Annotated in this window: 17 protein-coding genes; 4 read left to right on the forward strand and 13 right to left on the reverse strand. The window is 44.2% G+C overall.

The features are described 5' to 3' along the window. Position 1: 1 nt before the first annotated feature. Positions 2-1747 (reverse strand): beta-galactosidase, encoded by a 1746-nt coding sequence (locus MKZ16_RS18540; RefSeq protein ID WP_076106200.1) that lies wholly within the window; start codon positions 1745-1747, stop codon positions 2-4. Positions 1748-1901: 154 nt separating this feature from the next. Here MKZ16_RS18540 and MKZ16_RS18545 point away from each other — a divergent pair, with 154 nt between their 5' ends. Beyond that, a complete protein-coding gene (locus MKZ16_RS18545) occupies positions 1902-3356 on the forward strand; it encodes a sulfatase-like hydrolase/transferase (RefSeq protein WP_038571715.1) in 1455 nt (484 codons plus the stop codon). Positions 3357-3428: 72 nt separating this feature from the next. On the opposite strand, the gene MKZ16_RS18550 is transcribed toward MKZ16_RS18545, so the two are convergent. The 5 genes from MKZ16_RS18550 to MKZ16_RS18570 form a co-directional block, all read right to left on the reverse strand. Then, the gene (locus MKZ16_RS18550; protein ID WP_076106203.1) at positions 3429-4928 is read right to left on the reverse strand and encodes an arylsulfatase; all 1500 of its coding nucleotides are present in this window, start codon (positions 4926-4928) and stop codon (positions 3429-3431) included. Positions 4929-4943: 15 nt separating this feature from the next. Next, complete coding sequence (locus MKZ16_RS18555) at positions 4944-6839, reverse strand: family 20 glycosylhydrolase (protein ID WP_076106205.1); 1896 nt, start codon at positions 6837-6839, stop codon at positions 4944-4946. Positions 6840-6960: 121 nt separating this feature from the next. Beyond that, positions 6961-8592, reverse strand: coding sequence for an extracellular solute-binding protein (locus tag MKZ16_RS18560; RefSeq protein WP_076106207.1), 1632 nt, complete (start codon positions 8590-8592; stop codon positions 6961-6963). A 57-nt stretch (positions 8593-8649) separates the two neighbouring features. Next, positions 8650-9549: a carbohydrate ABC transporter permease gene (locus MKZ16_RS18565; protein WP_051491567.1), complete on the reverse strand. Its 900-nt coding sequence runs from the start codon at positions 9547-9549 to the stop codon at positions 8650-8652. Between the two features lie 24 nt (positions 9550-9573). Then, positions 9574-10542: an ABC transporter permease subunit gene (locus MKZ16_RS18570; RefSeq protein WP_038571727.1), complete on the reverse strand. Its 969-nt coding sequence runs from the start codon at positions 10540-10542 to the stop codon at positions 9574-9576. Between the two features lie 249 nt (positions 10543-10791). On the opposite strand from MKZ16_RS18570, the gene MKZ16_RS18575 reads away from it, so the two are divergent. Together MKZ16_RS18575 and MKZ16_RS18580 are read left to right on the forward strand one after the other, a co-directional pair. Beyond that, positions 10792-12231, forward strand: a complete 1440-nt coding sequence (locus MKZ16_RS18575) for a response regulator (protein WP_076106210.1) — start codon at positions 10792-10794, stop codon at positions 12229-12231. Beyond that, positions 12218-13996: a histidine kinase gene (locus MKZ16_RS18580; RefSeq protein WP_036688197.1), complete on the forward strand. Its 1779-nt coding sequence runs from the start codon at positions 12218-12220 to the stop codon at positions 13994-13996. The genes MKZ16_RS18575 and MKZ16_RS18580 overlap by 14 nt, the downstream gene beginning before the upstream one ends. 81 nt (positions 13997-14077) lie before the next feature. Here the strand turns inward: MKZ16_RS18580 and MKZ16_RS18585 are convergent, their stop codons facing one another. From MKZ16_RS18585 to MKZ16_RS18605, 5 genes are all read right to left on the reverse strand, one after another. Further along, on the reverse strand, positions 14078-15466 hold the full coding sequence (locus MKZ16_RS18585) for a sulfatase (RefSeq protein WP_076106212.1): 1389 nt from the start codon (positions 15464-15466) through the stop codon (positions 14078-14080). A 106-nt stretch (positions 15467-15572) separates the two neighbouring features. Next, positions 15573-16406: an AraC family transcriptional regulator gene (locus MKZ16_RS18590; protein WP_076106214.1), complete on the reverse strand. Its 834-nt coding sequence runs from the start codon at positions 16404-16406 to the stop codon at positions 15573-15575. Between the two features lie 39 nt (positions 16407-16445). Further along, positions 16446-17423 carry a formylglycine-generating enzyme family protein gene (locus MKZ16_RS18595; protein ID WP_081393450.1) on the reverse strand — a complete coding sequence of 326 codons (978 nt, stop codon included), beginning with the start codon at positions 17421-17423 and terminating at the stop codon, positions 16446-16448. 35 nt (positions 17424-17458) lie between these two features. Then, positions 17459-17992 (reverse strand): chromate transporter, encoded by a 534-nt coding sequence (locus MKZ16_RS18600; protein ID WP_036688207.1) that lies wholly within the window; start codon positions 17990-17992, stop codon positions 17459-17461. Positions 17993-18003: 11 nt separating this feature from the next. Next, entirely contained in the window at positions 18004-18666 is a 663-nt protein-coding gene (locus MKZ16_RS18605) for a chromate transporter (RefSeq protein WP_305953744.1), read from the reverse strand. 186 nt (positions 18667-18852) lie between these two features. Here MKZ16_RS18605 and MKZ16_RS18610 point away from each other — a divergent pair, with 186 nt between their 5' ends. Then, a complete protein-coding gene (locus tag MKZ16_RS18610; protein WP_076106217.1) occupies positions 18853-20052 on the forward strand; it encodes an ROK family protein in 1200 nt (399 codons plus the stop codon). A 63-nt stretch (positions 20053-20115) separates the two neighbouring features. Here the strand turns inward: MKZ16_RS18610 and MKZ16_RS18615 are convergent, their stop codons facing one another. Beyond that, positions 20116-21360 carry an anaerobic sulfatase maturase gene (locus tag MKZ16_RS18615; RefSeq protein ID WP_038571746.1) on the reverse strand — a complete coding sequence of 415 codons (1245 nt, stop codon included), beginning with the start codon at positions 21358-21360 and terminating at the stop codon, positions 20116-20118. A gap of 224 nt (positions 21361-21584) precedes the next feature. After that, positions 21585-21872: a hypothetical protein gene (locus tag MKZ16_RS18620; RefSeq protein WP_036688213.1), complete on the reverse strand. Its 288-nt coding sequence runs from the start codon at positions 21870-21872 to the stop codon at positions 21585-21587. Between the last annotated feature and the right edge of the window lie 133 nt (positions 21873-22005).

Genomic DNA, 22005 nt, shown 5'->3' on the forward strand with positions numbered 1-22005 from the left:
ATCATGTGAGCTCCGGTGTATCTACAAAAGTAACCACTGGCTCCATTACGCCATGTAGTTCGAATAAGATAAGCTCGTTATCACCTTGACGCAGAAGCGGCGCTGGTAAGTATAGTGTTTTAGTTGGACCCTGCTCCCAGTAGCGCCCTAAATTAAAGCCGTTTATGAAAACCTGACCTTTACTCCATCCGTCCAGCCGCAAAAAAGTATCCTCAGACTTACTGACTTGAAAGCTCCCCCGGTAAAAAGTAGGCTGCTGACGTTGCTCGCAATCTATCGGTGTGAATGATAATCCCTTAAGATTGGTTAAAGGCAAAGAATGAATGGTCCAATCATGCAGGAATTGATAGCCGAGTCTAACGCCACAGGTTATGCCTTTTGGATCACAAAGCAGCGGGCCATAATTTACACGCCCCATATTCTCCACAAGGATGTCGATCTGCAGTCCCTCCGTTGGAACCTCTAATGGAATTCCTCGCGGATCCCAGCGTTCAACTGTACCGACAAAGGCCCCATTCGCGAATACAAGCGCACGATCACGTACTTCTTGAAGGACGAGCTCCATACTGCTGCGGGGTCCACTGATCCTCGTCGAATATAAGATGAACCCATGATTCTGACCCAGTTTCTCCATTGGCTCGGGACATGCTCTATGTTCTGGGGTAGACAAAACGTCTAACTGAGTGAACAGTGGTGCTGCTTCTGTCATCAACACTTTACCATAAGCTTGTGACTTTAATAACGGCGGTAATTCCAGTGGCGGTAACGTTACGTATTTCTCAATTATTTTTCGTGCTGCATAGAATTTTGCAGTTGGCTTACCGGATTCGTCCAGCAGCGTATCATAATCGTAGCTGGTTACGATGGGCTCATATTTGTCAAAAAGATTTGCCCCATTCATAAATCCAAAATTCGTCCCCCCATGGAACATATAGAAGTTAACAGAGGCTCCTAAAGCCAGCATTTCATCCAAAGTCTCCGCTACTTCAGATTCGGGGCGTGTATTATGCGGTTTCATCCAGTGGTCAAACCATCCATTCCAGAATTCCATACACATCAACGGTCCCGTAGGCTGATATTCACGTAGTTTAGCAAAGGCTTCCTTTGCCCGTGAACCAAAATTCACAGTGGCGAACACTCCGTCAATCATACCGCCTTGGAGCATATGATCTTCAGCTCCATCTGAAGTAAACAGCAGAACGTCCATGCCGCGGGCGATCATTCCTGCTTTTAGATCATTCAGGTAAGTCTTATCACTACCAAAGCTTCCATATTCGTTCTCTACTTGAAGGGCAAGCACAGGCCCACCGTTAGTGCTTAACAAGGGCCGCAGACGTGGAAGCAACTCATCGAAATAGGCATCCAACTTAGATAAATAGACGTTATCATTACAACGCAGTTGTATGTTATTGTCCGCAAGTAACCAAGCTGGCAATCCACCGAATTCCCATTCCGCACAAATATAAGGACTTGGCCGCAAAATCACGTGCAAACCAAGCTCTCCGGCAAGTCTAACGAAAGCCTCGATGTCAGCAAATCCAGCAAAATTGAAGTTCCCCTCCTCTGGTTCGTGTAAATTCCAAGGAATATAGGTTTCAACAGTATTCAATCCACAAGCCTTCAGCTTCAGCAAACGATCCTGCCAATATTCCGGAACGATCCGGAAATAATGAAGCGCACCAGAAAGCAATCGGATGGGTTGTTCGTCCAATATAAAATGATCCCCTGATATGGATAACTTCCGCATATAATTTCTCCTCCAACATTGAGATAGACTATTTAATTATAGGTAATAAAAATATCAACCCATATGGACGATTCTAATGAAATATATGGAGAATTCATTGGTTGCTAGGGGCTTTTGTGATGCTATACACTATATTCATAGGGGGTTATTACGGATGTCAAAAAGAACTCATATTTGGTTAATTACCACAGATCAAATGCGCGCGGACGCACTAGGTATCGAAAACGCTTCCGTACTGACACCTGAACTTGACCAGCTTGCTTCGGAAGGCACACTCTTCACTGGCGCTTACTGCGCTAGTCCCGTTTGCACGCCTTCACGTTCTTCCATTTTTACAGGCAGGTATCCGCATGTTCATGGTGCCTGGAACATCGGTACCACACTCAGAGAAGACGAACTTACCTTATGCGATCATTTAAAGAAAGCGGATTATAAAACCATCGGTATAGGAAAGATGCATTTCCGCCCTCAGATGAAGGGGAACTTTTCACAAGAATATGAAGAGCCTGCTTATCGTGACCGCGGAAGAGCTTCCGATGGAACGTACTACGGATTTGATGAACATCATATTACGGAAGACAATTGTATCGGGGAATATATGGAGTGGCTTAGACAGCGTAACCCTGAAGTGGCAGAGCGTTTCAGCAAGGACCATTACAGAGCTTCTAATGCTCAAAACGATGTGTGGGAGAGCGAACTCCCTCCGGAGCTGCATCAGACTTATTGGATTGCTGAACGGAGTATCGATGCTATCCTCGCCCACAAAACCGAGCAACCGCTATTTTTATGGACCAGTTTCGTCGATCCACATCACCCCTTTGACCCTCCAAAAGCTTACGCGGATATGTACGCTGACACTGACATTCCATCTCCAGCCAGAGAAGCAGATGACGTGCATCTTCGTCCTCCACATCTGCTGCGTCAGAGTCAGGGAGGATATTGGCCTGGTGGCGGTGAGGAGCATTCTCTTGATGAAGCGCATATGAAACGGCTCACCCGAAATTATTATGCGATGATTACCTTCATTGATGCGCAGATCGGACGTATTATAAAAGCTTGGCGTCAAAAAGAAATGTACGATGATGTAGTCATCCTCTTTACCAGCGATCATGGAGAACTGCTCGGTGACCATGGACTAATTTACAAGGGGCCATGGTTTTATGAAGGGTTAACACGAATCCCGATGATCGTACGCGGTCCTGGGATTGCTTCCGGGCAACGGGTCCCTGCTTTGATGGAACATGTTGATATTGTCCCCACACTGCTTGCAGCCGCAGGTCTCAAAACTCCCTACGGAATTCAAGGTGTGTCACAGATGGAGGTGCTGGCTGGAAGAGAGTCCCATGTGCGCAATTCTGCCCTGACCGCTTATATTGCTCATGACCGCGGCATTAACGCTAAGTGTTTGCGTACAACACGTTATAAGCTGGTGATTTTCGCAGGTGAGACCTACGGCGAATTGTATGATTTGAAAGAGGATCCTCATGAAAACTCCAATCGTTTTGAAGATCCCGATTATAGTGATATTCGCCATTCGATGGTTGAATTGCTCGTCCATCGAATGATTCAAGATCAGGACCCTTTGCCTGAACGCCGGAGTAGCTGGTAAATTCACTAACCTTTCTTTATATCCGTAACAGACGTAGGGCAACCTGTGAGTTCTGGTTGCCCTATGTTATGATTATTTCCCCAATTGGGATGCCTTTAGAATATGAGATATTGGGCGTCCGGCAATCCATTCGCCGTTGTTTACAAACCCTTCCTCTCGTCCCTCCAGCTCGTGAATAAGACGCTCTCTCCACTCTTTTATACGCTCAAATTTATCAGTACAGCCTATCGCATTAATCTTCTCTGAGGGGTCTGCCGCTAGATCAAAATACTGCTCTTCCCCTGTCTGAGAATACCAAATAAATTTCTCTCTTCCATCCGTTAAGAAGTGGTGGGACTTTTCTCCATAGGCTTGTTCCCCATGAATATAAGATCGCCATAATGTCTGATCTCCCCTGCACAGCGGCAACACACTTTGCCCTTCTACTGGAACTGGTATTTGGACGCCAGCAGCTTCAAGAAATGTGGGCATAATATCGCGAAGCTCTACAATGGAATCAGGCCGGGAGCCTGCAAGAAGTCCAAGCGTTTCTCCCGGATCAAACACTATGAAAGGAATCTTAGCACTTCCTTCATAAGGAAGAGATTTGCGGAAGTAATGGTGATCCCCCATCATTTCACCATGATCAGAAGTAAATAGAATCAAAGTTTCATTTAAAACTCCATACTCCTGCAGCCCATTGATCAACCTCCCAATTTGGTCGTCAAGATGCGTAATTAGCGCGTAATACGCCGCACGGGCACGATCCAATCTGCGCTTTGGCAAATTAGTGAACGAAGAAGTTGGATCCTTAGCTCCGTTTAAGGCCGCACTCTCGTCCACCCAGTCTCCGATTGGAGGATCGGGAAATTCCAAGTCCTTGTACATATCTAGATAACATTGTGGCGGATCCAATGGGGAATGCGGGCGAACGAAGGAAGACCATAAGAAAAATGGTTTCCCAGGGTCCCTTCTTCGCAAAAAGTCTAGCGACTCGGTCACGCACCAATTCGTGGGATGCATCGCTTCCGGCAAGTGCCAGGGGCGGGCAACCGTTGAGGCGTTGCAATCAAGGCCTAAATCAGTGATATCCGAGTTAGCATTAGTTTGTCTTCGCAGCCACTGCAAATAATCATCCACTTGATCATAGTGTTCATCCTGTAACGTTTTGCTCTTATCCCGATTGTAGTGAAGATATCCATCATGAAGCACCACATTATGGAATCCACATAGATTACGTGCAGGATACACATGCATCTTGCCAACACACTGCGTATGATAACCAGCTTGAGCAAGCTCTCCGGCAATCGTATGGGCGTAATTCCATTCAACCTTATCCTGATAACCAACCCGCCCATGTGATCTTTGCCCCATTCCTGTCATGATAGCAGCCCTGGCGGGAATACAACTGGGGGTAGCCGAGTAAGCGTGCTCAAATAAGATCCCCCTTGATGCCAGAGCGTCCAGGTTGGGTGTCTCAACGACGGGATGTCCCATAATGCTCAGGCAATCAAAACGCATCTGATCTACGGTGATAAGCAAAAGGTTGGGCTGCTTTGTGCCCTTTTGATGGTCCAGATTAGTATCAATCATAACCTCACCCCCTCCTTAAACCCCAGCGATCACGGATGGTGTTGCAATCGTGTGCCATAAATTCGCACTTATCGTCCTGGGGTCGCCCTCGTCAACAAGACCGTCGAACGTCAGAAGCTCCTCTTCTAATTCAGCAATCTGCTCCACGTTCCCTTCGACATAACGATTGATTCGATGAATCGCCGTTCTGATTCTCTCAAGCATTCCTCCCATACGAAGATCAAAAACATCAAGACCAAATACCTTATTTTCCAGCTCCCATTGCACTCGATAGTCGTCCATGAATTGTCTGGCCAAATCAGATAATTGTGGCAAAGTCACCTTGGCAAAGTGAGCCAATTCCTCTAAATTCCCCCGATGATAAGCGTCGCGTATAGAAATCCCGATTTCGCTCTTTATTTCGAGCAAGCGACACAAGCTGGCTTGTACAGAGAATAAGGATTGCCAAGGCGAATTGCGAGTGATCGCCTGTTCGAGCTTTTCTGCACTTTGCTGATAATGCTTCGAATACGCGTTAGGAATAACATGTCGATCAAACAAACCACACAAAATATCTTGATAAAGCAAGTATTTAGCCGGATTGATAGAACACCCCCCCGGTGCCGAATTACCCGGAACCAGGTTGGCCGCATCAAGTGCCATAAAATCATCATAATTGCCTTGCACACAGCTCCAGAATCTTTCTTTGACATGGTTCTCCACGAAACATCCCGTGTAGCAGAGCTCCGCCCAAAGTTGAAGGGTAGGAAGAACCGAGAAAACGGAAGCTTCAGCGCCATTATCTCCCCATGCGGTAATCAACACTTCTTGAATTCCATGCTTAACACAGCTATCATGAGCCAGCAGACTGACATGGCGACTGAATTCATTGTTTGGAGCGAAGCCCATCCATTTCCAAGCACCACCTGCAAATCCAATATGATCATTCAGCTGCTTATGTTTGCTTAACATCCCGTCGTATTTCTCCTGCGTTTCCGAATAATAATCCCAGTAGATCAAGGTAACATCTTCAGGAATCAGCTTTACAATATCAGGGCTAATTGGACTTTCAGCATCGTAGTATTCTCCGGAACTGGCCAGACGGAAAAACATGTCGCTCCACATCATCATCTGGAAACCATATTTTCTGGCGATCTCCATAACAGTGCTAAAGTGTTTTAACATTAATGAGGATCGATCCTGATACCCATGCTTATCCAGGTATTTACCAAGTCCCATCATATGAGCTTCGTCCATCCCGATATTTATGCGGCGACTGCTTACATGAGCCGACATAAAAGCAAACATTCGATCAATTAACTCATAAGTTCTGGGATCATCAATAAGGAGAATATCCTGGAAATCCACAAGCGGTGCATGTGCCTGCCATTTCAATGCTTGGCCGAGATGGGCCAGGGTCTGAATACAAGGAACCAGTTCTATGCCAAATAACGCGGCATACTGATCCAGCTCCCGAATTTGATCTCCAGTATATCGGCCTCGCAAATAGCCGAAATAAGGGTATCCCTCCAGTTCGTAGGTGTCTTCCGAATACAACTGAACCGTTGAATATCCCATAAGCGCTAAACGCCGGATCAATTCCTTATATCCTTGATAGTTAAGAACCGCATTTCGCGAACAGTCTACCATGAAGCCTAACTGTTCATAAACCGGCCGTTCATTAATTTCAACTCGTTCTCCACGGCGTACGTTCTCAAGAAATCGGCTGAGTGCCCGGATCAACTGATGTTCCTGTCCATACGCAATGGTGACCTGAGCCTCATCGTAAGATATTCGAATGCCCTTCCCTTGCTTCTTACAATTCACTGGTATCCCTGAGCGTTCCATTCGAATACTCAATATTCCCGCTACTTCTGAAACAGCTGCTAGCTGTTTCTCAGTTAACCCTGTCAAGTGAATGCTAAGGTTCATAAACTTTACCCTCCCAATCTTATAAGTATGCGGTCAGTAGCGCCGCACCGTCTAAGCCATACTTCAAATAATTAAACGGAAGATCCGGGCTACTTCCGCCCGGATCTTCTCTATTTATCCATTATTCAATACCTTGTTCCTTGGCCTTCTCATTTACTTCCTCAATCATTTTATCAAGGCCTTTTGCCTTATAATCGTTCACAATGCTATTCCAGTAACTCTCAACAGGTTCTTTGGAAAGCATGATCTTAAGCAAATCATCATGGTCAAGCACAGTAAATTTATCCTTTGTTGGGGTGGACATATAAGTTAACCGAATATCATATTCTGGAACCTTCGTATTATTCTGAATCCAGTCGATGTAATCGACAGCTTCTTTGCGGATTCCTTCGTTAGCAATCGTCGGGTTATCCATGTTATAGCTATCTGAAGTTTCATATGCCACCAAATTCTTCAGAAATCTGCTAGCTGGATACTTCTCATTTAACGAACCCTTTTCAATGACAACCTTCTGCCCATTTTCGAGCTTGTAATCTACACCTTCGATGCCATAAGTCAACAGATCCTTGCCTTCAGGAGACAACACATAATCATAGAGTGCCATGATGCGATCCATCTTTTTATCGTCAATCTTATTGCTGAAATAGCTTTCTGACCAGTATGTTTTAAAGATGGCATGTGAACGTTCACCATCAGGACCGATAAGCGGTTTGAGCGCCTTCACGCTCTCCGTCATATCCTTATCCGGATAAGCTGTTTTCCAGCGTTTTTCATACATATCGCTATTTAAATTTATGAAACCTCCACCGCTAAGGAGAGCAGCTGCTTTGCCTGCTACGAAATTGTCATAGGACTCTGCTGGTTTAACAAGCGCGATGTCTGGATCGATCAATCCTTTTTCGTACATATTCTTCATGTTTTGCAGCGCTGGCAGCGCATTTTTCGAAAATACAGCAGGGATAAACTTCCCATCCTCTTTGATCCATTTAAAATCACTGCCGCTTCCATCACTAGTAGCAACCGGGTTGCCATACAACCAGAAGAATCCGCCCAGCATCTTGGTAGTTGTCGTTGTAAGACCAGTAACATGCTTGCCTTCCGGATCCGACTTTACGATTGCATCAAGCATAGCTTCAAACTCTTCCCATGTCTCTGGTTCTTTGGTGATCCCAGCCTTTTGAGCAAGATCCCAACGATAGAAGACCATACGATCCAGTGCGCTCCAATCGACACTCGGGAACATCCGGCGAGGCACAGTATAATACTTTCCATCCACTCCTAATCCTTTAATATCTGGCGATTCGAAGTATTTTGCAAGATTTGGATACTTTGAAAGATCCGGGAGCGCTTTGACAACGCCTTGATTCACCCATTTGCGCTGATATTGTGTACCTACGGCGTCGATCGCGAAAATGTCTGGCAATTGGCCGGAAGCGGCCCACATTTGAATCTTCTGGGTATAGTCATCCCAAGACAAATTGACAGGTTTTAGTGTGATGTTAAATTTCTCCAATACTTGTTTAGCAATCGGGTCCTTTTCGAGGTTAGCAATCTCGGCATCTGCATCCCAAAACCCAAGAGAAATAGTCATTGGATCCTTGTAAGGATTATCCGTAGAGTTAGAAGAATTCGGAGATGTTTCACCGTTTGAACCAGCCTGCCCTTTGCCGTTATTGCCTCCACCGCAAGCCGTGAGTACTGAAGCGAACAAAGTTATACATAATGCCAATGTCATTATTTTCTTTCTATGCATGCTTGAAACCTCCCTTTATACTATTTTAGGATAGAATCAATCTATTTAAAATCTTTCTTATCCTTTTATTGAACCCACCATAATGCCTTTATTAAAATGCTTCTGCAGGAACGGATAAACAACAATAATCGGAATACTCGAAACTACAATCGCTGCCATTTGAAGTGCAGGTGTGTAGACCTTTCCCGTCTGCTCCTGCTCGGCCATCGTTTGTGCCATTTGGCTTAGCAAGGAATTCGAAGTAATAAGTGTCTCCCGTAGATAAATCTGAAGGGGTGCTTTTGCCGCGTCACTGATAAAAATTAATGCATACCACCATTCATTCCATCTTTCCACAGCATAGAACAAAGCAAAAGTCGCCATGAATGGAGCAGAAATTGGAATAATGATTTTGAAAAGAATGTACAGATCATTCGCCCCATCCAGCTTAGCCGATTCTTCCAAGCTTTCTGGAATGGTATTGAAATAGTTTTTCATAATGATTAGATAAAACGTATTGAGACCCGCAGGGATGATCATGACGAGTATATTGTTTACGAATCCTAGATCTTTAACGACTAAGTAAAAAGGAATTAAACCGCCATTGAAAAACATAGTGAACAAGATCAAGCTAAGCATTATGTTTCTGCCGGGCATACCCCGCTTGGATAATGCGTAAGCTCCCGCCACAGAGATTGTCATGCTGAACAACACGCCAACCACTGTTACGATGACAGAATTAAAGATGGAAGTCCAAAACTTCATATCCTGAAGCAAAAGCTTGTAAGCGGACAGGTCAAACGAAAGCGGAAAAATATAAAAGTCGCTTTTACTAATCGCTTCGAACTTTGCCACAGAGATAATAAGAACATTATAGAAGGGAAAAAATGTTACTATTGCTAGGAGCCCCAGCACCACGAATGCGACGATATCGAAAACACTCCACTTTTTTCTCTTTTTAACCGTTATGTCGGTCACTTGCTTCTCCCCTTTTCCTGCAGATTAATACAGTCCTTCCTCGCCCATCTTCTTAGCGAACGTATTGGCCGCCCATAAAAGGATTAGGCTGATAATGGACTTGACGACACCCACGGCGGTCATATATCCAAAGTCTCCTCCAATCGTGAATGAAGTCCGATAAATGTAAGTATCGATCGTGTCGGCAACCGAATATACCGGCGAACTATACAGGTTGAAAATTTGCTCGAAGCTCGAACCTTGGGTTAGTAGTTGTCCAACTTGAAGGATTAGCAGGACTGCGACTGTACTCTTCAAACCCGGCCATGCGATGTTTAGCAAACGGCGAAACCGGTTCGCTCCGTCCACTTCAGCCGCTTCAAACAGCTCAGGATTGATCCCTGCCAGAGCCGCCAGGTAAATGATTGAATCCCAACCGATCTCTCGCCACACATGCGTGATATACAGAACGGGTCTGAATGCACTTTCATCGACAAGAGGAGAATTCGGATCTCCACCAAACAGCATGATGATCTGGTTATAAATCCCGTCCTTGCTTAAAATATTGATAATAATCCCCGACAGTACAACCCACGATATAAAATGCGGGAACGTCAGGATCGTCTGAAAAAAACGCTTCATTTTTGTCCTGGAAAACTCATATAAAACAATCGCCAGGATAATGGGCATCGGGAAATGAGTGACCAGCTTCATCAAGCTGATAATGACCGTATTCCAAAACGCCTTGCGAAAATCGGGGTCGGTCAGCAGCGTTTGAAAATTCTCCAAGCCAACCCAAGGACTGCCCAGAATCCCCTCACTGTAATTAAATGTTTTGAACGCTAGCGTCACACCGTACATGGGAGCATAGCTGAAGAGGGCGTACCAGATTAACACCGGTAGAACCATAAGGTAAAAATACTTGTACTGTAAAATCGTTTTCCCTAAACTTTGCTTTGGAGCAAGAGTTTTTAAGCTTCGCTTAGGCGTTCGAGTGGTTACAGAATCAGCCAATCTTCTCCCCACCTTTCTGTATGAGATTGTTATGCTTGTAAGCGATTTATATGGTAAATTATATCGGGAGTGTAAATTCTCTTGTATAGAGAATACAACTCCGGTCATGTGGATTTTTCACACCTTGGCGGGTGACCTTCCCGTGACTCGTAATATCGGACATAGTGAGCGTAAGATAGTCCATACCCCCCTTGGTCCACAATCGCTAGGATAAATCTAAGAGCTCTATAAAGAAAGGGGGATTCACTTATGCGTTCAGTGATTATTGCAGATGATGAGAAGTGGATTGTAGAAGGAATTAAAGCAGGAGTGAATTGGAAGAAATACGGATTTGAAGTAATCGGCGATGCCGAAAACGGGCAAGAAGCCCTTCAATTAATTCAATCGCTTCGCCCCACCCTTGTTCTAACAGATATCAAGATGCCTGTTATGAATGGACTAGAGCTCATTCAACGTGCCAAGGCCATCGCGCCTGATACGATCTTTATCGTACTCAGCGGACATGCCGAGTTCGCTTATGCACAAAAAGCGATGAATTATGGTACTTTCGGATATTGTCTCAAACCCTTTGAAATCGAAGAAATTGAAGGAATGCTCAACCGAATAGCCCAGCAACACGATTCCAAGACAGTTAAAGAACAACCTATCCACGACTTCGAACTTTATGAAGCGGTTTGTTCCGGAGATCTTGAACGAATTAACTTATGGTTGGATGAGAAGAAAATACCCTTGTCGAAAGATACCCCTCATATCCCCATTGTTATCCAAGGGTTAAGTTCACCTGTAGATGTTGGGCAGTTCTCTTCCCTGGTCTTCCCAATGAGCCGCCGTAGGTATGGATACTTATTAGAAGAGTGCCAATACGAAGTCTTCCTCCAGGGTCTTGAACAAACAGAAGTTGTACAAGAGTGCGGAGTCGGGATCGGTCCTCCTATTTCGGATATACAACAATTGGATGCATCTTTAGAGTCCGCCTCTCATGCTGCTTTCAGTATGTTCACAACGGGGATGCCCGGATGTTACCGGGTGAATCCACAGCAGGAAATACCGATCGACGAGAAACTCAAAGAGATTTCCCGGATTCTTCATAATAAAGACCGGCTCGGTTTCATAGCAGCCATGGAATCGATAAAGAAATTATTCAAAGAGGGAACGTTCACCATTAAAGAAGCCTATTTGCTCTATACATCGATCCTCTACTTATTTCCTCGGGAAGGGACTCGGGTTAGCGGCCGTTTTTTTGAAGGATATGAACAGCTCTATTATCGGTACGGCACGGCTGAAGCTATGATCGATGATCTGATTCTTATGACACTTGATATTTTTATGAACAGAAACGAATCTGATATTTCACGAATCTCAAACCACAAAGTCAAAGAAATCATGTTATACATCCGCAACCATTTCAATCAAGAAATTTCGATCCAGCATTTAGCCAATCAGTTTTTTTTAAGTCCAAATTATTTATGCCAATTATTCAAAAAAGAGGTCGGCGAGACCATCATCGAACATATCAGTCGTTTACGAATTGAATACGCTTGTAAAACGCTGATCGAAACCAACCTTTCCATTTACCAAATCGGTGAGAAATGCGGTTTTCAGGATTATTTCTATTTCACACGAATTTTTAAACGGCATCTCAAAATGACACCTACACAATATAGGGAACAAAACAATGAAGACATTTAAGAGACTATCCATCCGAACTCAGGTTTTGCTATTCGGGTTATTTATTGTTGCCATTATCCCAATCATCGTATCACGAGTCTACCAACTATCAAGCGAAACTATCATTAATCAAAATACGCAATACAATACAGAGCTGGTCTCCCTCCTCAAGCAACGGATTTCTGACAACTATGCCAACGTTTCTTCCATGATGATGAATGTGGGTTACGATTCGACCGTCCAAAAGTTCCTAGTCGAGAATGATAAGCTTCGAGTCTACGATCTATCCCAAAAAGTTGAAGGATTGTTGAGCATCGCCCGAAATATGAACACGGATATCTTAGATATTATTGTTATCGGCAGCTCAAACACACGTATTTCCTTAGCAGGAAGAACAAAATATGCTATCGATCTTATGAAAACAGCTGAGGAGGATGGAATCGTTCATTATCGCGGATACAGTCCTCCAGACAAAGTCATCGACAAGAGAAAACTGCTTTTCGGGATGAACATCTTCGCTTCAGGTGACACGTCCCTATATGGTGAAAAAATTGGCTATCTCGCAGTTATTGTAGATATGAAGGCCATTCAAACTGAAATTTCTGAGTATCCCCGATTGGTCGGAACCAGCTTTTTTATGATGGATGATAAAGGCATGATCTACTCTAATAGCAATGAGCCGGAGGATATGCTCCAGCAGTTTCAAACTCGGGCAACTGGAAGGGATGGAGAGTCCATCGTCGAGACCGTTCATGGAAAGAAATATGCAATTCAGTCCTTTAGCTTACCGGAGATCTCTGGAAAAATCATAACCGCTGTTCCTGTCCATAATTTAATGAAAGAACTGGAGAAATTAAAGAAGGTCAGCTATGCTCTTCTAGCCTTAATCTTGCTGGTCGTCTCTATCCCCTATTCTGTGCTTATGATGAATCTCTTAAGACCGTTGTCTAGGCTTATGCGCTATATGAATCAATTAAAGGGCGGAAGTCTGGGGATATTGAACAACAAGGTCGATTTAAAGGGCTATGCTGAGATTGAAATCATCTCTCGACAGTTCAACGATATGACCACACGAATCCACGATTTGACGGACCAATTAATCGATGCTTCAACTCAACTTTATCTGACCGATCTGGAAAAGCAGCGGGCGGAATATTCGTATTTACAAAGTCAAATTAATCCGCATTTCTTAAGCAATACTTTAGATACAATCAAGGGCGTTGCGATCGTAAAAGGAAATCGGGATATCTTCGAGATGACTACCGCCTTAAGCACAATGCTCAAGTACAGCATCAAAGGCAAAGAGGAGGTAACTCTTGGGGAAGAGCTGAAAATCGCGGAATCTTGTGTGAGGATTTACCAAGGCCGTTTCCCGGACAAATTTACTTACAAGCTGTTGTGTCCCCAGGAATGGTTACACATTCCCGTGCCTAAAATGATCCTTCAACCTATTGTTGAAAATGCGCTTGGTCATGGGCTTGAGGCACAAGGACAAGGAATTTTGCTGATCTCCGTAGAGAAAAACGAAGCGGGGCTGCTTGAAATCGTGGTAGAAGATAATGGTGTAGGAATCGATACAACAAGACTGGAACAACTTACGGAGTTGCTGGCTGGTAAGAATATAGAATCAGGAGATCATATCGGTCTCCTAAATGTCAATAATCGTCTAAATCTTAAGTATGGCGATCCTTGCGGCGTTCTGCTGTATAGTAAGGAGGGTAGCGGGACGAAGACCGTTTTGAGGCTTCCCGGATCTTTAATAGATCCACAAAAAGCGAGAACATAAATAGGGAGGTTGCCCATTCAGGGCAACCTCCATTTCATATGTCTTTCATTCGCCGCATTTACTAGGATATTATTAAGCAGCCTATAAGGATGAGCTCAGATACTCTTTGGCATGGTAGGGTCCACCTTCCATAAGTACCGTCCATAATGGATCGATATCACAATCCATGGAACCCATCATATTATCATGCCATTCATTCAACAGATAGACAGCCTCCATACAAACGTCTTTACGCACTTCGGCAAGATTATGTTGTTCATAAGGATCATGCTTCAAATCAAAAAGCATTTCTTGCGGGAATCCATGGTGTCCGTCATGATAGGTACGTATATATAACCAATCCGCAAACCGAACGCTGCGTTGACACACATGCGCACATTGTGAGATTACGAGATACTCACGCCCTCCCAAATCCCCCTCCAGAATGGTACCTGCATAACTTTCACCATCCCAAGAAGCAGCCGCTTTCAAATTCAAAAGGCTTGCTAATGTAGGTCCTAGATCAAGGTGATAATGTAGCCCCTCCTCCACGATTCCCTTCTTGCCCCCTGGCCAGCGAACAATCATCGGAATACGGCAAGTCGCCTCGTCTGCTGTGCCATGTTCGGAGTAAATTCCTAGTTCACCCAGACTCTCTCCATGATCCGCAGAGATCAAGATAGCCGTATCTTCCATCACGCCAAGTTCTCTCAGCTTAGAAAAAACTTTTCCGAGATGCTCGTCCAGATACTTAACTCCAGCATCATAGTTGTCAAAGATAACACGCAGGTCATCACGGTTCTCTATCTCCTGCTGATGCCTGAAATGCTGCTGATAATGCGATTTCGCGAGCGCATTCATATCTTCAATACTATGCTGCCCCTTCTTATTTCGGTGAAGCTCAAACACGTCTTCCGTGATCCAATCGGGTAAAGGCTCCTTCTCGAACGGATTACCATAGCTCTCAGGTGTACGATAAGGTGTATGCGGATCCCAGAAATTCAGGTGCAGAAACCAATTTTCGGACTCCCCATTATCCTCAAGCCATTGAAGTGCCACTGGAAGCACCTGCTCTGCCGTCTCATGCCCTCTGCCACCAACATTAAACACTTCTTGGAACCCGGCGTTAAAGGTCCAAGCCGAGTGTCGTTCGGAGAAGGTGCTGATCGATGCAGTTTTCATCGCAGCTTGCCTTAATATAGCCGGAAGGCTCTCCATCCCCAACCGGTCATTGAATTCACGGTTTGCTCCTTCTCTACGCATATCAGCAGCGGTTCCGCCATGCCCTACAATCCCATTATGAATGCCAAATCGCCCCGACATTAAAGCAGAACGAGACGGCAGGCAAGGAGCATCTGAACAATAGTAGTTGGTAAAGGTGACACCTTCTTTTGCGATTGAATCGATATTCGGGGAGGTATTCCGATGATAGCCATAACATCCCAGATGGTCCGGGCGAAGCGAATCCAAATCCAAATACAAGATTCTCATGAGTTATTCCCTGCCTTTCCTTTTCATCGAAATGGTTACGCTCGATTCGGGCAGCTTAGAATGATCTGCTCATGCTCATAAGAGTAAATGAATATGGAAAGCTCCGCTATGGAGTAGCGATGTTTGTTTTTGTAAATTCGATACTTTTCCGGTACTCTGCCGGCCCCTTGCCGTATTCGCCACGAAATACCTTGCTGAAGTGTGAAGCATCATAATAACCACATCTCTGGGAGATATGCTCGATTGTATAATCCGTATATTCCAGCATTTGTTTAGCTTGCTGCAGCCGCAATTTTCGCAGCATTTGCATGGGTGTCAGTTTATATATTTTCTGAAATGCCCGGCTAAAATAAACAGGATTCATATGATAGAGCTTGGAAAGCTCCTCTCTACTAATCTCCTGATCAAGCCTCTCCTCCATATATTGCAACGCTTCATTAAAGCGGTCCGTGATAAAGGGATCTCGTGAAGAACGTCGCCCGCCAACCTTGGTACTCTCCATAATTTCATAAAGAAGAAAAAATGCCAATGAACCGACCTGAACATTCCTGAAATCATCTTCCTCCTGCAACCACAGGCTCCGCAACTCGTCAAACCTTCGCTCATATTCGCTTCGATCCCGGACCCGAATCACCTTGCCTAAAGGGAATAACTTAAAGAAGTCATCTCCGTCTTTAACTTTAGCGTTAATATTAAACAGATAATGTACGCCATCCGTTTTGGAGATCACATTAAAAGGCTCGTTAGGACGGTGGATCATCACATCTCCGGCAGAAGCAACATATTCTCCTTCGGAGGATGTCGTCAATACCTCACCTTTTTGGATATAAGAGACGGTATAACAAGACTGGACATAATCGAACAGGATCCGCTTCTGATATTGAATTTTTAGGACGTCCAGCACGTTGATGTCAAACTGACTATGGATGATAGAGGACAAGGAAGTTCCTCCTTCTTATGTAGTAGTCGTAAAAGTGCTTTAACTTGTATAATCAGCCGTACATCGAAAGCCAATATTTCCGGCAGAGCTGTCTGGAGTATTTTTGCTTCTAGCCGCCACCCGATAACGGTTGCAGTAAGATTTATGGCACAAATATGATCCTCCGCGCATCGATCTTGCGACACCACTTACTGGACCTTTCGGATTCACGGATTCGGAAGATAAATGATAGTCCTTAGTAAACCAATCCGCGCACCATTCCCACACGTTTCCTGACATATTATAAAGACCATAGCCGTTAGGCAGATAGGAACTTACAGGTGCGGTACCTGCAAAACCATCGCTGGCATGATTTTTATCGGGAAACTTTCCCTGCCATATATTACTGCGATGCTCTCCGCCTGGTTTTAATTCATCCCCCCAAGGATACCGTTTCTGAACCAGTCCTCCTCGTGCGGCATACTCCCACTCCGCTTCCGTAGGCAGACGTTTACCAGCCCAGCGACAATATGCATCCGCATCATGCCATGATAGGTGAATAGCCGGATGATCAAGTCGTTCATCTACATGGGAATCCGGACCTTCAGGATGACACCAATCCGCTCCCTCCACCACCCACCACCAGGGGGTTTGAGTGGCTACTTGGGTCACCTTTTTCCCAGTTTCCATGGATACAAAAGAATGAAACACGTAAGACCATCCAAAACGTTCCGCATCTGTAACATAGTTTGTTTCCTTGATAAAAACAGCAAACTGCTTGTTCGTAACCGCCGTTGCATCCATCAAAAAGGAAGATAAGGTAACCTTCCTAGTCGGCCCTTCTCCATCTGCGGGGAACCCTTCCTTATCATCCGTCCCCATAAGAAAAGTGCCTCCAGGGATAAGGATCATGTCCGAGAAATCTTTTTCCCCTGTTACTCCTTGAACCGTTGTGTTCTCCTTACAAACATCAATAGATTCTTGTTTCGCGACTTGATTTCGACTAGCTGAACAACATGCCCTTATATTCTCTGACATGATTTACCTCCAATCTGGAATCGTCCCGGCTCTGTCTAAAAAAAAGCTACCCCAAGAATGCCAGAAGCAACGATAATGGTGAGCGGATGCAGCTTATATTTCATTAAACCATAAAGTGCAGCGAATACAATGATCAACATGCCAAGGGTCTGCCAAGTAATAAAAGCATGTTCCACGCTATTTAAGCCAAAACGAATCGCAGCATAGGCAATCAAGCCTGTAATCACTGGCCGCAAACCATAAAATAACGTTTTAATCCATTGACTATCCCTCACCCGATAAAAGAAGACAGAAATAACAATGATGATTAAAAATGAGGGCAGAACCATGCCTAATGTTGACACAATCGCTCCTTCCATTCCGGCTATACGATATCCGATTAAGGTTGCACTGTTCGTCGCAACAGGACCAGGTGACATCCCTGCGATGGAAACTACCTCTTGAAATTCCCCTTCGGATAACCAACCCCCAGCCATGGCTTCATGCTGAATCATCGGAATGATGGCGTACCCTCCTCCAAAAGACAGAAGACCTATTTTTATAAAAGTGAAAAATAAATTCCAAATCACATCGCTTCCCCCTAGATGTAATACTCCGGATAATTCGATTCTTCATCAGAAGCTTTCAAGGACTCCTTCTCCGTTCGAACTTGGAGCCCTAAGAGCTGTTTAATTTGCAGATATACAAACCCAATACATAAACCAACTGCAATCACGTAAATGGGATTAATTACGAAAACCAGTAAAACAACCGGTATAACTAACGCCGTAACTGCGGTAGTCTTGTCAATTATAGCGTTCTTGGCCATTCGATATGCAGCTACTAGGATCAAAGCAAAAACAGCACCATTAATCCCTTTCATAGCGGCAATGACTTTTGGCTGGTCGGCCAGTTGGGAGTATACGGCGCTAAGCAAACAAACAATGATAAAGGTTGGAATCGTTATCCCTGCGATTGCAGCAATCGCCCCCTTCACACCAGCAAGACGATAACCAATGAATGCCGCTGCATTTACACCTACACCCCCAGGTGCAGCACCAGCTAAAGATAGAATTTCATCCATCTCTTCTTCACCCAGCCATTTTCGTTTAGCGGAAATTTCCCGTTCGATCATAGGGATCATCGCATAACCTCCCCCGAAGGTTACTGGACCAATTCGAACAAATACCCAAAACAACTGAAACAGTAGACTTATCCTCAGGTCTGTATTCGGTATCATATTTGTTTTCATAGTTGTTCTCATGGAATCCACCCTTTTATAATCTGTCGTAATTTCATTATATCACTTTTTCCCAAAATGGAATTAAGTTTTTTGAACGGTAAAATACAACCAAGGGTTTATGAGTTATACTATATTCATGTTAATAAATACAAACTATATAAAAAACGATCTTACAAGTTCATCCTATATATAGCTTGGAGGTATATCGTGGAAAAGCGCTCGACACAAATTCCATCACCAAAAAAACTTCTATACGACCGAATCGCCGAACAAGGCACTGTTTCCAAGTTAGATCTTCTACAGACATTTTCACTTACCAAAAGCACAATGACGCGGATATTGGATGAGATGACCGAAGAAAGCTTGCTGATAGAAAGCGGATTTGGAGAATCTAGCGGCGGCAGAAGACCTATTTTATACCAGATCAATCCTTCCTACGGTTATATAATCGGTTTAGAGATTTCCAGGGTGTATTCTTCTCTTGGTTTATTTGATATGCAAATGAACCCAAAATCAATTGTTCACTGGCGAATGGATCAGGCATTCACACCTGAAAGATTTATAGATCATATCAGTAATCAAATACGCGCTTTCCTTCGGGACCATCAGTTAGTGGACAGTCAAATCATCGGGATAGGAATAGGGGCTGTGGGGCCACTTGATCGGGAACATGGCTTGATCCTAAAGCCGCTGCACTTCCCTTCTTCGGGCTGGAACAATCTTCCGATTTGCAAATTGGTGGAGGAACGGACGGGGTTCAAAGCTTGGTTGGACAACGGTGCCAATTCCGCATTGCTTGGGGAACGATGGTCTATCCGTCACGCAAACATTCAGCATATGCTTTATGTACATGCTGGAGCAGGACTCCGCTATGCGATGATGTCGCATGGAAGTATTGTTCATGGCACAATGGATATGGAAGATGCCATTGGTCAAATGATCATCCAGACAGATGGACCCCGATTAAATCATGACGGGAACTACGGGGCTCTGGAAGCATTTGTATCTGTGCAGGCCATAGAACAAAGTGCACGCTCGGAGGCGAAAATGGACAACGATCTGATCCTCCAAAGATATAAAGTGGCGCCTGAGAAGCTGACTTATGATGTATTGGTACAAGCCTTTAGAGACGGTAATCCACATGCGCGTGAATTATTTACCCAAGCTGCCAGCCATTTCGGGATCGGGCTCGCTAACGTTATCAACCTGTTTCATCCAGAGACCATCATTCTAGGCGGTGCGCTCATTCACTCTCACGAGTTGTTTTTCCAAACAGCGGTGGAGGTGGCACAGAGAAACACTTACCGTTATCCTGAATACCAACCTCACTTCTCCCTAGGTATATTAAAAGAAGAAGCTGTGGTGACGGGTGCGGCAATAATGGCGAGAAATCATATGGTTCTATAGCATAACAAAAAGGTTGTTCCCAATCCTTTGCATGACTGTTGGGACAACCTTATCTAGTCAAAGCTATAATGCCTGACAGCAATTTTTGAATTTCTTCCCGCTTCCGCAGAGACATGGATCATTTCGACCTGGAAGTGGTTTTGCACTTTTCCTGTACTCCAGCATCCGCTCCGATCTAAGTCGGTTCGCCAGTAATAACATGCGTTCATAGGCGTGTGAGTAGAACATTTTGTAACTATGGCAGAAATAATCAACCTCAGTCCGATCATTAACATCAAGCCAATTCCGGTTGCGCGGACATCCCCCATTGCAAAAGCTAAGGTACTCACACTTATAGCATGATTCATTCATATTGGGCTTCATTAACAAAAAATCATCATATACTGGGCTGGTTAGCAGCGCTTTCAGGTCAGTTTGGCCGATATTTCCTAACCTATGCTCTTCATCAATAAAGAAATCGCAAGGGTAGGCATCCCCGTTCGTTTCAAGCACCATCATCTTCGGGCAACATGAGTTGTGAACGCATAACTCTGCCTCACGATGCATGAATACAAGAAGCATATTCTCAAAAATACGAATAGGAAGCTCTGGATACCCACCGTTGTACCAAAGGTCAAATGTACGGCATAAAAAGACTCCGTATTGTTCAGGTGTAATTCGGAAACGTCCCGCTACATCACTTTTCTGAGAAACAAAATCCATGCAGGGGATAAACTGAATATTCGGAAAGGTATGTTCTAGATAAAATGCCATCAGCTCCTCTGGTTTCGTCACGTTATCTTCATGAATCACCGTCAGAATACTATACTCCACACCCTCATTCTGTAAATGACGAATCCCACGCATAACTAGACTATAACTGCCTTTCCCCGAACCCGTTACACGATGAGCATCATGAATAGGCTCTGGGCCATCCAGACTAATCCCAACCAAAAAGTTATACCGTTTAAAAAATTTCGCCCATTTCTCATGGATAAGCGTTCCATTGGTCTGCAGTGCATTACTGATCATCGTATGAGGCGGAGCGTACTTAGCTTGAAATGAAATCACTTGTTCAAAATACGAAAGTCCGGCCAATAATGGCTCCCCACCCTGCCAAGAGAAAGTCGCTATCCCTGATGATCTTTTCATGTACTGAGCGATAAACCGCTCCAGAAGCTCCGTATCCATCACCCGGATCGGTTGCTGAGGATGTCCCCCGGCTGTACTGTAATAGCAATAATCACAGGCTAGATTACAATCCTCTGAGACGGTTTTCCACATGACATGAAGGGTCTCCTGCTTAGAGGTTTGTATACATGCAGTCATACGATTCTGCCCCTCCTATGTAATACTATCTTTGTAGAACCTAATTCCTATTTGTTCAATTAAATCATAGATCTGCAAGTCAACGATGAGTAAAACATCATAGCTGGTCGAATAACTGGGCATAAAAAAGCTGCACTCCCCATTGTCCGTTGGAACAAAGCAATAAGGGTGTGCAGTTTCTTTGTGGATGAGTCTAACTAACGGTAGTTAGAGACTAAGTCTTATTAATTACGGACGTATTCTCTATTTGCTGTTTCCAACATGGATTTCCAATCCGCAAACTTCGTCTCCCTAACAACATGACGATCAAAGAGTTCATCAGGTATGTCAGCAACATCTTCTTCTGTCTTTACTTGAAAGTTCCCTTTGGTTACAAACTCATCGAAACTTTTGTAATTGGAATACTTACTCATAAACGCTTCATTAAACAATTTCTCGAAAGAGATGTGATTGGGATCTTCTTGATACGTTTTCTGTCCTTGTAACTCATTCATCAATTCTTCCATGGTCATTGGTTTTTGTCTTCTCAAATTACCACTCCTAATTTTCTGTTATAGTTGTAGAATATCATGTTAATCCATAAATCACACGAATCCTAAGCTTACCATAATTTTGACGATTTCACCTTTCAAATTTCACTTAAAA

Source organism: Paenibacillus sp. FSL R5-0928, assembly GCF_037970385.1.
In the GTDB taxonomy this organism is placed as follows: domain Bacteria; phylum Bacillota; class Bacilli; order Paenibacillales; family Paenibacillaceae; genus Paenibacillus_AQ; species Paenibacillus_AQ odorifer.

Excerpts from the sequence above, each read along its gene's own strand:
- MKZ16_RS18540 (WP_076106200.1), bottom strand. The coding sequence starts at position 1,747 with ATGCGGAAGTTATCCATATCAGGGGATCATTTTATATTGGACGAACAA.
- MKZ16_RS18545 (WP_038571715.1), top strand. The coding sequence starts at position 1,902 with ATGTCAAAAAGAACTCATATTTGGTTAATTACCACAGATCAAATGCGC.
- MKZ16_RS18550 (WP_076106203.1), bottom strand. The coding sequence starts at position 4,928 with ATGATTGATACTAATCTGGACCATCAAAAGGGCACAAAGCAGCCCAAC.
- MKZ16_RS18555 (WP_076106205.1), bottom strand. The coding sequence starts at position 6,839 with ATGAACCTTAGCATTCACTTGACAGGGTTAACTGAGAAACAGCTAGCA.
- MKZ16_RS18560 (WP_076106207.1), bottom strand. The coding sequence starts at position 8,592 with ATGCATAGAAAGAAAATAATGACATTGGCATTATGTATAACTTTGTTC.
- MKZ16_RS18575 (WP_076106210.1), top strand. The coding sequence starts at position 10,792 with ATGCGTTCAGTGATTATTGCAGATGATGAGAAGTGGATTGTAGAAGGA.
- MKZ16_RS18580 (WP_036688197.1), top strand. The coding sequence starts at position 12,218 with ATGAAGACATTTAAGAGACTATCCATCCGAACTCAGGTTTTGCTATTC.
- MKZ16_RS18585 (WP_076106212.1), bottom strand. The coding sequence starts at position 15,466 with ATGAGAATCTTGTATTTGGATTTGGATTCGCTTCGCCCGGACCATCTG.
- MKZ16_RS18595 (WP_081393450.1), bottom strand. The coding sequence starts at position 17,423 with ATGTCAGAGAATATAAGGGCATGTTGTTCAGCTAGTCGAAATCAAGTC.
- MKZ16_RS18605 (WP_305953744.1), bottom strand. The coding sequence starts at position 18,666 with ATGAGAACAACTATGAAAACAAATATGATACCGAATACAGACCTGAGG.
- MKZ16_RS18615 (WP_038571746.1), bottom strand. The coding sequence starts at position 21,360 with ATGACTGCATGTATACAAACCTCTAAGCAGGAGACCCTTCATGTCATG.
- MKZ16_RS18620 (WP_036688213.1), bottom strand. The coding sequence starts at position 21,872 with ATGACCATGGAAGAATTGATGAATGAGTTACAAGGACAGAAAACGTAT.